This window comes from Bradyrhizobium sp. CCGUVB1N3 (genome assembly GCF_024199925.1).
Lineage (GTDB): Bacteria > Pseudomonadota > Alphaproteobacteria > Rhizobiales > Xanthobacteraceae > Bradyrhizobium.
Genome location: NZ_JANADR010000001.1, coordinates 9,012,042 through 9,025,657, shown reverse-complemented (window position 1 = coordinate 9,025,657; position 13,616 = coordinate 9,012,042). Strand labels below are relative to the sequence as shown.

The window sequence follows — 13,616 nt, the reverse complement described above, 5'->3', positions numbered from 1 at the left end:
CCAACCTACTTCGCAATCCGCTCCACCACGTCCCGCACCAGGCCAACCAACAGGTCGAGCTTATAGCCGGTCATCGGCAGCGGCTTTGCCCCTGATGTTGCGAGCTGCGCGGCTTGTGCGATGATTTCTGCGTTTGTCGGCTTTCCCTCCAACGCCGCCTGGCACGCCGTCAGCCGCAGCGGCACCGGGGCGACCCCACCGGCGGCGATGCGGACATGCTGGAAGATACCGCCAGATACCACGACGCGCGCGCAAACTTCGACCAGCGGCCATTCCGCATAACTGCGGCTGATGGCGCGCTTGTAGTGGGCGCGCTCGGAGGCGAGCGGTGCCGGAAGCGAGATGGCCACGATCCTTTCGCCCGGCTCGAGCGCATTATCTGCGGCGCCGTTGGTGCCGTCGCCGATGAGTTCAGGCAGCGACAATCGGATGCGCCGGTCTGTCGTGATCGTCGCATCATAGGCGAGCAGCGCCATGGCCATGGTCGACGGATGCGGGGCCACGCAAGGCCCGAGATCGAATGCCGCGTGATAGAGATGATTACCCGATCGCGCCGGGCAGTCGGAGCCGCCCTTCTTGAGACAGCCGATCTGCGGATTGCGGAAATACCAGCAACGCGAACGCTGAGCGAGGTTGCCGCCGAGCGTTGCCAGATGCCGGATCTGCGGCGTGGCGAGGCCTTGCGCGGCGGCGGCGATGCCGGGATAGGCATCCCGGATGCGCTCATCGGACGCGATCGCCGCGATCGTGGTGAATGCGCCGATGCGGGCCGAGCCGTCCGCAGCCCAGTCGATCCCGATCGTGCCTGATGTCGCGGAGAGATCGACGATGGGCCCACGGGACACCCCGCTGCGGCGGCGCTCGGACAGATCCGTGCCGGCGGCGCGGAATTCGGGTGCGATACCCGCGATCTCTGCTGACGAGGCGTTCATGCCGCAGTTCTCCCCTTCAAGGCGGCGACGATACGGTCGGGCCGGATCGGAATTTCGGCTAGGCGAACGCCAATCGCATTGAAAATCGCGTTCGCGACTGCAGGCGACGTCGGTACCGTCGCCACCTCACCGATGCCGACGCTGTTGCCAAGCACGTGATCAAAACCGCCCTCGTCGAAATGCACGTCGATCTCGGGCGTATCCGCAATGCCGGGGATGCGATAATCCTCCATGCCGGCGGTCAGGACGTCGCCGCTGAGCGGATCGACCTCGCGCGCCTCGTAAAGCGCGTAGCCGAGCCCCTGGATCACCGCACCGCAGGCCTGGCTGTGCGCGAGCCGAGGCGCCGCGATCTTCCCGACCGCTATCCCCGTGTGCACCTTGAGCACGCGCACGTGACCGAGCCAGGTATCGACCTCGACTTCGATCACCTGCACCGAGCTCGGCACGCCCGCGCCGATGACGAGGTTCGAGTTGCGGCGCATCATCCAGCCGAACACCACGCCGAGAAGCCCGAGGTCCTTGAGCGGCGATCGGATGCCAGGCGCCGTGTTCTTCCCGTCCTCGCCACGCGTCTCCGAGATAGCGATATCTCCCGAGCGCGCGATCAGCTCACGCCATGGCGCATTCGAGCCCGGTGCGGGCTTGCGCGTGGCTTGCTCCAGGAGCGCGGCTTTCAACTTCTGGATCGCCGTAAGCGTCGGCGGCAGCACCGAGGCGGTGACGCGACTGCCACCGGAGCCGGGGCCTTCGGGGAGCGACGAGTCGCCGATGCGCACCTCGACCTCGCTCGCCTCGAGATCGAATTCGCGAGCGACCGTATCGGCCAGAACGCTGCGGGTGCCGGTCCCGATATCCTGCGTCGCAGTCGATGCAACGATGCGGCCGCCCTTGACCGCGATCTCGACCTTGACCTTGGGCTGCCAGAGATAGAACCAGTAGCCGGTCGCCACGCCAACGCCGCGGCGATAGCGACCGCTCCCGGCCGAGCTCCGATTGCGCCAGACGTCGAGGCTCAAGGCCCAGTCATAGAGCCTTTGCCGATTGGGATCCGGATCCCAGCGCTTGCGCAAGGCAATCGGATCGACGGCGAGCCGCAGGGCGGCCTCGTCGACCGCCTGCTCCACCGCAAATGCCATCGGCGGACCGCCGGGCCCACGGAACGCCGCACCCGGCGGCAGATTGCTGATGACGTCGAAATCCGACAGATCCTTGGCCTCGGCCGGATACATCAGCCGTGCGAGACCCGCGATCGTCGAGTTGATCGCAGCGCCCGTATCAGCATGCGCCGTGACGGAGAGCGCTTTCAACTCGCCCCGATCGGAGGGCAACAGGGCGACCTTCACCTCCGCGGCCGGACGATAGCCGGCGACCGACAATTCTTCATGCCGGTCGTAGGTAACCCTTACCGGCGCATTCGCCGCGCGTGCGAGCTCGACCGCGGCAATCGTCTCGGCGCCGATGCTCGCCTTCGAGCCGAAACCGCCGCCGACATGATCGGCGATCACGCGGATGCGCGCAGGATCGAGCTTGAAGCGCTTTGCGATCTGCTCCTTCAGATGGACCACCCACTGGGACGAGGCATGCACCGTCAACTCCTCGCCATCGAAACGCGCAACCGCGGCATGCGGCTCGAGACAGGCATGCTGCTGCGTGCCGGTGCGGAATGTCCCCTCGACGAGAAGACGGTTGTTGGCCTGGCGCGCCTCGTTCACCCAGTTGCGCGCTCTCTTGGCGCGCTTGGCAAACACCGACGTCGGCCCGCGAACGTTCTGCTTCCATGGCGCAGGCCCGCCCGCCGCTTCCGAGACATTGCCCGCTCTCTTGCGGCTAGCTCGGTCGAACACCAGGGGCGCATCATCTTTCCGCGCCGCGTCGAGCCCGATCACCGCGGGCAGCGGTTCGCTGGTCGGCTTGATCGCAGCAAGCGCGGCGAGCGCAGTCCTGCGGTCCTTCGCCGCGACCGCCGCGATCGGCTCGCCGACATAGCGCACGATGCGATCGTCGGACAGCAGCGACACTGCAGTGACGCCGCCTAGAGCGCGCGCCGGGGCGAGGTCGAGCGCGGTGATGCGCGCATGCGCGTCGCGGGAGCGCAGGATCACGCCCTCGAGCTGGCCGTCATGCCTGATATCTACGGTGTATTTTGCTGCGCCCGTCACCTTGTCGCGCGCCTCGATGCGTGGACTTGCGAAATGATCGCCGTCGAAACGGCCGGCACAGGTATCCGCCACCGCGTGAAAGATCGCGTCATAGGCGCCGCAGCGGCAGAGATGGCCCGACAGCGCGGCGCCGATCTCCTCACGCGAAGGCACGGCCGCCCCCTTTACGGCGCGCCAGCGATCGCAGAACGCAGCCGCCTCCACGATGAAGCCGGGCGTGCAGAAGCCGCATTGCAAGGCGTCATGCGCCATGAACGCCTTCTGCACCGGGTGCAGCTCCTGTGCGCCAATGCCTTCCACAGTCGTCACGGATTTTCCAGCGGCGGCACGCGCCGGCATCAGGCAGCTCGTGACCGGCACGCCGTCGACGAGCACCGTGCAGGCGCCGCAGACACCACCACCGCAGACGAGCTTGGTGCCGGTGAGACCGAGCTGATCGCGCACGACATCGATAAGCAGCGCATCGGGATCTTCAGGCAGGGGCTCGATGCGGCCATTGATGGTCATCGTATTCATGGACGTGCTCCGGCTTTGCTGCGTGAGGATCGCGCTCTGGTCCCGGCCTTGCTCGCGGGCTGCTCCTGCGATTTCGGGACGGCGCCGGCGCAGAGCGTCCGCACCATCACCGCCATGTCTTTCAGGAAGGCATCCGCCGGCTGCATCGCCGGATGCTGCGACTTCGATCCATGCACGGCCATTTCGACGAGCCGCGCGAACTCGGCCGCCGACAGCCCCTGCGGAAGCGCAAGCTTCTGCTTGCGCGCAACCCGCGCGATCGTCGCGACCAGCCGCTCCGCATAGAGCACTGCATATTTCTGGTAGAGGTCACGCCCATGCACGAGGTGCTCGGAATACAGCTCCTCGATATGCGGCGAGCCGTCGAAGGACGCGATCATGGCCTGCATCCGTGCCGTCATGCCGGCGACGAGAATGTCGGCGAAGCCGTGACCCGCCTTTTCAGCCCCGCCGATTGCGGCCTCCTCGGCCGCAATGGCGGTCTCGTGCACGCGCGCGATGACGGCGCGGAACAGCGCTTCCTTGGATTCGAAATGATGATAGAGCGCCTGCCGCGTCAGGCCGGCGGCCTCGGCCACCTGCTCGATCGAGGAGCGGCGAAAGCCGTGGCGGCGAAACACCAGCATGGTCGCGTCGAGAATGCGCGTTTTCGGTCCCATTTGTCGATTTTGACAAAATATGACAAATTGTCAAATCGCGACTTGGTGAGTGCCGCGGCGCACCGTTGCCGTCGGGCGAGAGGCACGGTCTTCCTCGCGGTTTCGGCAACCTCCGGTTCGCCAGGCGCGCATCAGAGCCGCAGGATCTTGCCCGGGTTCATGATGTTCTTCGGATCGAGCGCCCGCTTGATCGTGCGCATGACGTCGAGCTCGGTCTTCGAGCGGTAGTGCGCGAGCTGGTCGATCTTCTCGATGCCGATGCCGTGTTCCGCGGAGATCGAGCCGGCCATGGAGGCGATGATGTCGTTCACGCTCCTCGTGATCGCGGGGGAATATAGCGTGAGCGTCTCGCGGTTCATGCCCTTCGGACCCATGAAGGAGAAGTGCAGATTGCCGTCCCCGATATGGCCGAGCGGATAGGGGCGGATCGTCGGAAGGATGTCGAGGACGGCCTTGAGGCCCTTGTCGATGAATTCAGGGATTCTGGAGATCGCGACCGACACGTCGCAGCTGAGGCCGGGCCCTTCGGCACGTGCGGCCTCGGCCACGCTTTCACGAATACGCCACATGTTGCGCGACTGCGCCTCTGTCTGGGCGATCACCGCGTCGAGCAGGCGGCCCGCTTCCAACTGATCGGCCAGAAACTGCTCCATCTTCTCCGACATGCCGGCGCTGCCGTCCAGCCGCGGCCGGGATGACGACCATTCGAGCAGGAGGTACCATTCCGTCTCCGCCTTGAGCGGATCCTGCGTGCCGGGGATGTGGCGCAGCACCATGTCGATGCAGGCGCGGCTCATGAGCTCGCAGGAGCCGACATTGTCGTCGGAGGCGACGTATGCTTCCGAGAGGATCTCGATGGCGGCCTGCGGATCGCGGATCGCCAGCCACGCCGTGCACACGTCCTTCGGCGCCGGCCACAGCTTCAGCACCGTTTTAGTGATGATGCCGAGCGTGCCCTCGGCGCCCATGAAGAGATGCTTGAGGTCGTAGCCGGTATTGTCCTTCTTGAGCGCGCGCAGCCCATCCCAGACGTCGCCGTTCGGCAGCACGACCTCGAGGCCCAAAACCAGGTTGCGCGCATTGCCATAGCGCAGCACCTGCACGCCGCCGGCATTGGTGGACAGATTACCCCCGATCATGCATGAGCCCTGAGACCCGAGGCTCAGCGGAAAGAAGCGGTCGTGGCGCGCCGCCGTCTCCTGGAGCGTCTCGAGGATGCAGCCGGCTTCCACGGTCATGGAGTAACCGACCGGATCGACGTTCAGCACATGATTCATCCGGCCGAGCGACAGCAGGATGCCGCGATGCGTTGGCCACGGGGTGGCACCGCCCATCAAGCCGGTGTTGCCGCCCTGCGGCACGATGGCGATGCCGTTGTCGTAGCAGAGCTTTACGACCTTGGAGACCTCGGCCGTATTGGCCGGACGCACGACCGCTGCGGCCTGCCCGGCCAGCGTCCCGCGCCACTCGGTCACGAAGGGCTGCTTGTCGCGCTCGTCGAGGATCAGGCCCTTGTCACCCACGATTTCCCGCAAGGCGTCGAGGATGGCCGCCGTTACCGATGCGCCTGGAACGGAGGGATCGGTGGGAAGGGCTGCACCCGGCATGTGTTCCTCTCTTTAGAGCCTGGCTTGAACGCGCCGGCCTTCGTTGTTGTCAGTCGTTTTCGACCTTGGACGCTGACCCTAGCACGAAGCCTTCGCTTGCAGGAACGTGCCGACCGCCGATGTTTGCGCAGATCAGGTTCGAGCCTCGAACACGAGCGGGGCTTCCGCCCACGACCGGCTTACCCTACTGTGATCGGATCATTCCCCAGGTCCGAGATCATGAGCCGCTTCTGGAGTCCCGTCGTCCACAACTTGTCGCCCTACGTGCCGGGCGAGCAGCCCAAGCAGGATGGCGTCGTCAAGCTCAACACCAACGAGAATCCCTATCCGCCCTCGCCGCGCGTGCTCGCGGCGATCGCATCGGCTGCGGAGCGGCTCCGCCTCTATCCCGATCCGCGCGCATCGCGCCTGCGCGAGGCGATCGCCGCCCACCACAAAGTCGCGCCCGAGGAGGTGTTCGTCGGCAACGGCTCGGATGAGGTGTTGGCCCATACCTTCCAGGCGCTATTGAAGCACGACGCGCCGCTCCTGTTTCCCGACGTCACCTACAGCTTCTACCCCGTCTATTGCGGCCTCTATGGTGTCGCTCACGAGGAGGTGCCGCTCGATGCCGCGATGCGGGTGCAGATTGCCGACTACCGGCGGCCATGCAGCGCGATCCTTCTCTCCAATCCGAACGCACCGACCGGCATCGGCCTTCCGCGCGATGCAATCACGGAGCTGCTCATCGAGCATCCGGATCAGCTCGTGGTGGTCGACGAAGCCTATGTCGATTTCGGCGCCGAGAGCGCCGTGCCGCTCGTTGCGCGCCACGACAATCTGCTTGTCATCCAGACCTTCTCGAAATCGCGGGCGCTCGCCGGCCTGCGGGTCGGCTTTGCGATCGGGCAGCGGCCACTGATCGAGGCGCTGGAGCGGGTGAAGGACAGTTTCAACTCCTACCCCGTCGATTGCCTTGCCCTCGCGGGCGCCACTGCTGCCATCGAGGACGAGGCGTGGTTTCAGGAGACGCGCACGCACATCATGGCGAACCGCGAAACGCTGACGCGTGACCTCTCCGGGCTCGGCTTCGAGGTGCTGCCGTCGCAGGCCAACTTCGTCTTCGCGCGCCATCGGAGCCACGGCGGCGCCGATCTCGCGGCTGCGCTTCGGCAACGCGGCGTCCTGGTCCGGCATTTCAAAAAACCGCGCATCGAGAACTTCCTGCGCATCACGATCGGCACGGAGGCGCAGTGTGGCCGGCTGATTACGGAGCTGCGCAGTCTGATCACGCGCTAGCTCGCGTCCCCTCACGCTGCCGCGCGAACGGCATGCCAGAGCGCCAGCACTTCTTCGCGCGCGATGTTGCGGGTGATGAACACGATGCGCGAGCGGCGGTCGGCGTCGGGCCATCTTGAGAGCGCCACCGGCGGATGGAAAACGTGGTGCACACCGTGGACCGCGACCGGCATCGGCTCGCCGCGGAGGTTGAGTATCCCCTTGACGCGCAGGAGGTCCTCGCCTCGCCCGGAGCGCAGATGCGCGAGCCAGTTCGAGACCGCCATCCAGTCGAGCGGTTCGTCGAAGGCAAGCATGAAGCTGGCGATCGACGCGTCGTGATGGTGATGGTTGTGATCGTTTGCCTGGCCGGCGTGCGCGTGCTCTGCCTCGCGGGACCTCACGAACGCCCGCTCGTTGAGCCAGCGCGCGACGTCGACGGTCTTCTTCTCGGGATCGATGAGGCCAGCGCCAAACAGCCGAGATGAATCGATCCGGCCATGCGCCACGCGTTCGATTCCGGCACCGGGATTGAGCCGGCGCAGACGCGCTTCCAGCGCGGCGCTGTCGCTAGCTAGGTCACCCTTGGTGATCAGCAGCCGGTCGGCGAGCGCGACCTGCTTCACCGCCTCGTACTGGCGGTCGAGCTGATGCGCGGCGTTGACGGCATCCACCGTGGTCACGACGGCATCGAGCCGCAGGAAATGCGAGACCAACGGATTGTTCAGCAGGAGCTGCACGATCGGCGCTGGATCGGCGAGTCCCGTGGTCTCGATGAGGATGCGACGGAACGGCGGCACCTCGCCACGGTCGCGCCGCACCAGGAGCCCGCGCAACGTCTCCTCGAGATCGCTGCGGACGGTACAGCAGATGCAACCGCTCGCAAGCACGGCCACCTCGCCATCGACGCGCTCGACGAGGAGATGATCGAGACTGACTTCACCGTATTCGTTGATGATGACCGCGCTGTCCTTCATTGCGTCGTCGCGCAGCAAATGATTGAGCAGCGTGGTTTTCCCGCTGCCGAGAAAGCCGGTGATCAACGACACCGGAAGCCGCGCGGCGGATTTGTCGGTCTCGAACAGGCTCATCGGCGTGCCCTTTTGCCGTCTTATTTTTGTCGCTGGACAACAACCTAACGTAGGAGGAGCATGCCGAAAACAATTTTAGAGCCCGGCTTCTCTGGGCCACAACCTGGGAGAGTGAAATGCCTAATGAAATCAAGGGCGAAGAACAGCAAGGCGGAATGACGACGACCGATCGTCGGACCTTGCTCCGCACGGCAGGCCTCGCCGGCGCTGCAGGGGCGGCGCTCGCGGGCACGATGCATGGCAAATTCTCACTCGCACCGGTCAGCGAAGCCCAGGCGCAGACTCCCACCTCCATGCCCAAGGGAACAGACAAGCCATGGTGGCCCTCGAAATGGGGCGAGGAAGACGAGGCCGGCGCCTCCAACCACATCACCCCGGAAAAAGTCCTCGATGCGGCGAAATGGATCAAGGACGGCAAGATCTACAAGATCGGCCGCGTCTACGAAGGCGGCATGCCGCTGTTCGGTCCGCGCGTATTCACGCTGCGTATTCCGGGCGGGCCGACCGGCGGTCCGTTCGGCGACAACAAGCTCGTCTATCACGACGAGTTTCTGACCACCGAGATCGGCCAGACCGGCACGCAGTTCGACGGTCTCGGCCACATCGGCATTCAACTCGGCAAGGACGGCGACAAGAGCGAGATGCGGTTTTACAACGGTCACACCGCCGCGGAGATCAGCGACGCCTATGGCCTGAAGAAGCTCGGTGTCGAGAAACTCAAGCCGCTGTTCACCCGCGCCCATCTGATCGACATGGTCGCGCTGAAGGGCGGGATGATGGACGCGGGCCAGGAGATCACGTCGGCTGACATCAAGGCGGCGCTGGCCAAGCAGAACATGTCGGAGGGCGATATCAAGCCGGGCGACGCGATCATGTTCCACACCGGCTGGGGCTCGCTCTGGATGAAGAACAATGATCGCTTCAATAGCGGCGAACCGGGCATCGGGCTGGACGCTGCGCGATGGGTGATCGAAAAGGATCTCGCGCTCACTGCGGCCGACACCTGGGCGGTCGAAGTGGTGCCCAATCCCGACAAGTCGCTCGCCTTCGTGGTGCATGCCGAGCTGCAAACCAAGCACGGCATCCACAACCACGAGAACCTGATCTTCGACGAGCTGATCGCCGACAAGAAGTATCAGTTCGTCTATTGCTTCACCCCCGCCCCCATCAAGGGCGCCACGGGAAGCAACGGCTGCCCGATCGCGATCACGTGACACACACGCATCGGCGCGCGGGCGGAGCACCGCCCGCGCGCGCTTGGGCTGCTGCTATCGGCCGCGACAGATCGACCCGCCGTTCCGTCGCCTTCGTAGTCAGATACGACGATGATTTTGGAGGCGAGCCGTGGATACGCAGGAATGCTGACGCCGTGACGCGAAAGGAATTGTCTGCTTCGGATCAAAGAAAATGGGGAGCGAGAAACTCCAGCCATACGCACTGACAGCGTTCACGCTGCCACAATCTTGCCCTCACGCATCTGATTGGCATTGGCAGTTTGTTGTGGCTGCACCAGCTCATTCGAGCTGGCCGTACACTCCCTGAAATGCTCCTGCAGGGCAGCGTCTGCTGCGTGCTCCCAGTATTCCGCCTCAGCGAGCAGCTTCCAGCTTCCGTCAGGACGATATGCAGCGCTCTGTCGGCAGAGCGAAGCCATGGCACGCAAGCGGCGCACGGTTTCCATTCCTACCTCCGTATTTTCGGCCTACTTTCTTGCCGTATTTTCCCTAGCTTATTTTCTATTTCTGCATCTGAGCCATCATGATTATGAATCAGAACTATTTTTTGCTCCTCGGTTAACCCATCGGGCGAATGGACGCCGCGCTTGTTGCGATCCGGTTTCGGTTCCCGTTCGCATCGGTTTCGAATGCTGCTCTCGCCGTCTCAGTCTCCGTGTTATTACGACCTCCGATCGGGGCCATCATGAACCGCCGCCGGCTTTTTCTCGGATTTGTCATTGCCGCTGCGCTCGCGAGGGTCGCCGTGGCGCCGGCGTCGGCCGACGGCAAGCGCGTGGCGCTGGTGATCGGCAACGGCGCCTACAAGAACGCGCCGGCGCTGTCCAATCCGTCGAACGATGCCGGCGACGTCGCCGCCGCGCTCAAACGTCTCGGTTTCGCCGTGACTTTCCTCAGGGATGCATCCTTCGACAACATGCGCCGAGGCTTGATCGCGCTCGGCCGCGACGCGGCGGACGCCGACATGGCGGCGGTGTATTTCGCCGGCCACGGCATGGAGATCAGCGGCGAGAACTGGCTGATCCCGGTCGATGCCGAATTGAAGAAAGACACCGACGCGGCCAACGAGGCGATCAGCCTGCGCAGCGTGACGTTGCAGGTCGCGAGCGCCACGAGCCTCGGCCTCGTCATCCTCGATGCCTGCCGCAACAACCCGTTCGCGGCGAAGATGCAGCGGTCGCTGGCGCTGCGTGCGGCGGCGACGAACGGCCTCGGCCGCATCGAGCCTGCCGGCAACGTCTTGGTCGCCTATGCCGCGCGCGACGGCACGACCGCGCTCGACGGCGACGGCCGCAACAGCCCGTTCACCACCGCGCTGCTGCACAACATCGAGATGCCTGGCGTCGAGATCACCTTCATGTTTCGCAACGTGCGTGACGACGTCATGGAGGCAACACGCAACGAGCAGCAGCCCTTCGTCTACGGTTCGCTCTCGCGCCGGGCGATCTATCTCGCGGGCGCGCCATCTGCAGCCGAGCAAGCAACCACGAAACAGGCGAATACCGCACCATCGATCGGGGCGGCGCCGGCACCCGTCGCATCAGTCATCGACCCCGCACTGGTCGGCACCTGGGAGATCATGGTGCCGAATGATCGCGGGATGTCGCGCTGGACGTGGCGCATCATGGGCGATGGCACCTATGCGTTCCACGCCGAGGGACGGCGCGCTGCGCCGGCGCATGAGGGCACGATTGCCGCCATGAACGGCCGTTGGTCGCTGCACGCCTTGAAGGGTCTTTCGGGTTACGTCGACGCCGGCTCCTACGAAATCCGCGATGCCACCGCCGTCATCACCGGCAAGCTCGGCACCGGCTACTGGAAGCGCAGCTTGCAGTGAGGCACGGGGCCCATGCGTCGAAACAAACGACAATCCATCACTCGATGCACATAGTTAGCAGAACGTAACGGCGCCGATATTGCGAAATTGGCGGCGCAAACGGCCACCGGCTGCGGTCACTATCCTTAACGCCACCTCAACCGCGCGCCACGCCAGTAGAAGTGCGGGGCTTCAGACGCCCCCCGGAGGTTCCTGCATGGAACCAGTCTAACCCGCCCTTTACCCGTCCCATGCAAGATCGCGCGCGTTTCAAAAGACTTTCTCGGGACACTTTCGCGGACTGGGGCTCGTTTTTCAATGCCTGTTGCTGATTTGAAATCTCACCTTGCGGCGGCGGTGCGGCTGTTTCGCGTGCCCGCCGACAACCCCGACCTGACGCGCGCCCAGTTCGACGCTTTCTCGAAGCAGATTCCGCTGCTCTACTTCATCCTGATCACCAACACGCTCGCGGTTGCCTATACCTATGTGCCGCTCGCCCCGGCCTGGCTGACGATGGCGGTGCCCTCGGTGCTGACCGTGCTCGCGGCAGTGCGGACATTCTGGTGGCTGCGCCAGCGCCATCTCGTGCGCAGCGATGCGGACATCCTGCGCAACCTGCGCGCCACCAACTGGCTCACCGTTCCGATCGCGGTAGGATTCACCGCCTGGTCCTTCGCGCTCTACCCATACGGCGATCCCTTCGCCAAGAGCCATGTCGCCTTCTACATGGCGGTGACGGTGATCGGCTGCATCTTCTCGCTGATGCATCTGCGCTCTGCCGCCCTAATCGTCACACTGCTCGTCGATATTCCCTACGTCATCTTCTACTTCGCGACGGGTGAACCGACGCTAATGGCGATAGCGGTCAACGACCTCCTGGTGTCCGGCGCGTTGATAACAGTGCTGTTCATCTACTACCGCGACTTCGCCGATCTCGTTGCATCCCGCAAATCGCTACTCGCGCAGCAGGCCGCGACGCAGGCGCTCTCGGACGAAAATTTCCGCCTCGCCAATCTCGATTCCCTGACCGAGCTGCCGAACCGCCGCCGCTTCTTCGCCGAGCTCGCCAGCGCCTTTGGCGATGCTGAGCGCCGGCAGATCCGGCTCGCGGTCGGGATCATCGATCTCGACGGCTTCAAGCCGATCAACGACAATTACGGCCACACCGTCGGCGACCGCGTGCTGATCGAAGCCGGCCGCCGCATCCGCGAGGTCTGCGAAGGTTTTGGCCCGCATCGCGTCGAGTTCGCGCGACTCGGCGGGGACGAATTCGGTCTGGTGGTGAGCGGCGATCCCAGTGAGGATGATCTCGCCGAACTCGGCGCGCGGATCGGTGACCGCGTCAGGCTGCCCTATCAGCTCGACACGGCGCATACCGGGCTCTCCTGCTCGATCGGATTCGCGCTGTATCCGCGCTCGGCGACGGATGCGGAAGCCCTCTACGAATGCGCCGACTATGCGCTCTACCACGCCAAGCGCCACGCGCGCGGCCGCACCGTGATCTTCTCGAGCGAGCTGGAAGCGGAGATCCGCAGCCGCGGCGTCATCGAGAACCTGTTGCGCACCGCCGACTTCGACGCGGAGATGGAGCTCGTCTTCCAGCCGATCGTCGACGCGATGAGCGAGCGCACGGCGGGATTCGAGGCGCTGGCGCGCTGGCACAGTCCGCGGCTCGGCCTCGTCTCGCCGGCCGACTTTATCCCCGCCGCCGAGCGCATCGGCCTGATCCGCAGCCTGACGCAGGCGCTGCTGGTTCGCGCGCTCGCGACAGCCAAGACCTGGCCCGACGATATCAGCCTGTCGTTCAACCTGTCGGCCCACGACATCTGCTCGTCCGACGGCATCCTGCCGCTGATCGCGGTGATCGAGAAGAGCGGCGTGCCGCCGCGGCGGATCGATTTCGAGATCACGGAGACTGCGGTCACCTTCGATTTCGTCCGGGCGCAGCAATCGATCGCCACGCTCAAGGCGATGGGCTGCGGCATCTCGCTGGACGATTTCGGCACCGGCTATTCCTCGCTCAGCCACGTGCACCGCCTGCCGCTCGACAAGCTCAAGATCGATCGCAGCTTCGTCGCCGACGTCAACGACAATCCCGTGAGCCACAAGATCATCAAGTCGCTGACGGGCCTGTGCGCGGACATGGAGATCGCGTGCGTCGTCGAAGGCGTCGAGACACGCGCGCAGCTCGAAAGCCTCCGTCGCCTCGGCTGCGACTACATCCAGGGCTACTATTTCGCAAAGCCGATGCGAAGAGACGCGGTGTCTGACTATCTCACCGAGGAGCGCCAGCGCCTCGGCGACGACGCCGCGCGCGCGAGCGCCTGAACTCTCCTGGCCT

At 64.8% G+C, this 13,616-nt stretch carries 10 protein-coding genes; 4 read left to right on the top strand and 6 right to left on the bottom strand.

Annotated features, from left to right (window positions below; all coding sequences use genetic code 11):
- Nucleotides 1-5: 5 nt before the first annotated feature.
- The 4 genes from NLM33_RS42605 to NLM33_RS42590 form a co-directional block, all read right to left on the bottom strand.
- A complete protein-coding gene (locus NLM33_RS42605) occupies nucleotides 6-932 on the bottom strand; it encodes a xanthine dehydrogenase family protein subunit M (protein ID WP_254104376.1) in 927 nt (308 codons plus the stop codon).
- On the bottom strand, nucleotides 929-3,610 hold the full coding sequence (locus tag NLM33_RS42600; RefSeq protein WP_254104375.1) for a molybdopterin-dependent oxidoreductase: 2,682 nt from the start codon (nucleotides 3,608-3,610) through the stop codon (nucleotides 929-931). The genes NLM33_RS42605 and NLM33_RS42600 overlap by 4 nt, the downstream gene beginning before the upstream one ends.
- Nucleotides 3,607-4,269 carry a TetR/AcrR family transcriptional regulator gene (locus NLM33_RS42595; RefSeq protein WP_254104374.1) on the bottom strand — a complete coding sequence of 221 codons (663 nt, stop codon included), beginning with the start codon at nucleotides 4,267-4,269 and terminating at the stop codon, nucleotides 3,607-3,609. The genes NLM33_RS42600 and NLM33_RS42595 overlap by 4 nt, the downstream gene beginning before the upstream one ends.
- A gap of 131 nt (nucleotides 4,270-4,400) precedes the next feature.
- Nucleotides 4,401-5,876 (bottom strand): FAD-binding oxidoreductase, encoded by a 1,476-nt coding sequence (locus NLM33_RS42590; RefSeq protein WP_254104373.1) that lies wholly within the window; start codon nucleotides 5,874-5,876, stop codon nucleotides 4,401-4,403.
- 219 nt (nucleotides 5,877-6,095) lie between these two features.
- On the opposite strand from NLM33_RS42590, the gene hisC reads away from it, so the two are divergent.
- Nucleotides 6,096-7,154 (top strand): histidinol-phosphate transaminase, encoded by a 1,059-nt coding sequence (hisC, locus tag NLM33_RS42585; RefSeq protein ID WP_254104372.1) that lies wholly within the window; start codon nucleotides 6,096-6,098, stop codon nucleotides 7,152-7,154.
- 11 nt (nucleotides 7,155-7,165) lie between these two features.
- On the opposite strand, the gene NLM33_RS42580 is transcribed toward hisC, so the two are convergent.
- A complete protein-coding gene (locus NLM33_RS42580) occupies nucleotides 7,166-8,224 on the bottom strand; it encodes a GTP-binding protein (protein WP_254104371.1) in 1,059 nt (352 codons plus the stop codon).
- Between the two features lie 116 nt (nucleotides 8,225-8,340).
- On the opposite strand from NLM33_RS42580, the gene NLM33_RS42575 reads away from it, so the two are divergent.
- Entirely contained in the window at nucleotides 8,341-9,438 is a 1,098-nt protein-coding gene (locus NLM33_RS42575; RefSeq protein ID WP_254104370.1) for a cyclase family protein, read from the top strand.
- A 233-nt stretch (nucleotides 9,439-9,671) separates the two neighbouring features.
- Here the strand turns inward: NLM33_RS42575 and NLM33_RS42570 are convergent, their stop codons facing one another.
- On the bottom strand, nucleotides 9,672-9,905 hold the full coding sequence (locus NLM33_RS42570; protein ID WP_254104369.1) for a hypothetical protein: 234 nt from the start codon (nucleotides 9,903-9,905) through the stop codon (nucleotides 9,672-9,674).
- A 128-nt stretch (nucleotides 9,906-10,033) separates the two neighbouring features.
- Here NLM33_RS42570 and NLM33_RS42565 point away from each other — a divergent pair, with 128 nt between their 5' ends.
- Both NLM33_RS42565 and NLM33_RS42560 read left to right on the top strand, forming a co-directional pair.
- Nucleotides 10,034-11,296, top strand: coding sequence for a caspase family protein (locus NLM33_RS42565; RefSeq protein ID WP_254104368.1), 1,263 nt, complete (start codon nucleotides 10,034-10,036; stop codon nucleotides 11,294-11,296).
- A gap of 297 nt (nucleotides 11,297-11,593) precedes the next feature.
- A complete protein-coding gene (locus NLM33_RS42560) occupies nucleotides 11,594-13,603 on the top strand; it encodes a bifunctional diguanylate cyclase/phosphodiesterase (protein ID WP_254104367.1) in 2,010 nt (669 codons plus the stop codon).
- Nucleotides 13,604-13,616: the final 13 nt, after the last annotated feature.

Bases quoted from the DNA above. Each gene is read 5' to 3' on its own strand.
- NLM33_RS42605 (WP_254104376.1), bottom strand. From the start codon at position 932: ATGAACGCCTCGTCAGCAGAGATCGCGGGTATCGCACCCGAATTCCGC.
- NLM33_RS42600 (WP_254104375.1), bottom strand. From the start codon at position 3,610: ATGAATACGATGACCATCAATGGCCGCATCGAGCCCCTGCCTGAAGAT.
- NLM33_RS42595 (WP_254104374.1), bottom strand. From the start codon at position 4,269: ATGGGACCGAAAACGCGCATTCTCGACGCGACCATGCTGGTGTTTCGC.
- NLM33_RS42590 (WP_254104373.1), bottom strand. From the start codon at position 5,876: ATGCCGGGTGCAGCCCTTCCCACCGATCCCTCCGTTCCAGGCGCATCG.
- hisC (WP_254104372.1), top strand. From the start codon at position 6,096: ATGAGCCGCTTCTGGAGTCCCGTCGTCCACAACTTGTCGCCCTACGTG.
- NLM33_RS42580 (WP_254104371.1), bottom strand. From the start codon at position 8,224: ATGAGCCTGTTCGAGACCGACAAATCCGCCGCGCGGCTTCCGGTGTCG.
- NLM33_RS42575 (WP_254104370.1), top strand. From the start codon at position 8,341: ATGCCTAATGAAATCAAGGGCGAAGAACAGCAAGGCGGAATGACGACG.
- NLM33_RS42570 (WP_254104369.1), bottom strand. From the start codon at position 9,905: ATGGAAACCGTGCGCCGCTTGCGTGCCATGGCTTCGCTCTGCCGACAG.
- NLM33_RS42565 (WP_254104368.1), top strand. From the start codon at position 10,034: ATGGACGCCGCGCTTGTTGCGATCCGGTTTCGGTTCCCGTTCGCATCG.
- NLM33_RS42560 (WP_254104367.1), top strand. From the start codon at position 11,594: ATGCCTGTTGCTGATTTGAAATCTCACCTTGCGGCGGCGGTGCGGCTG.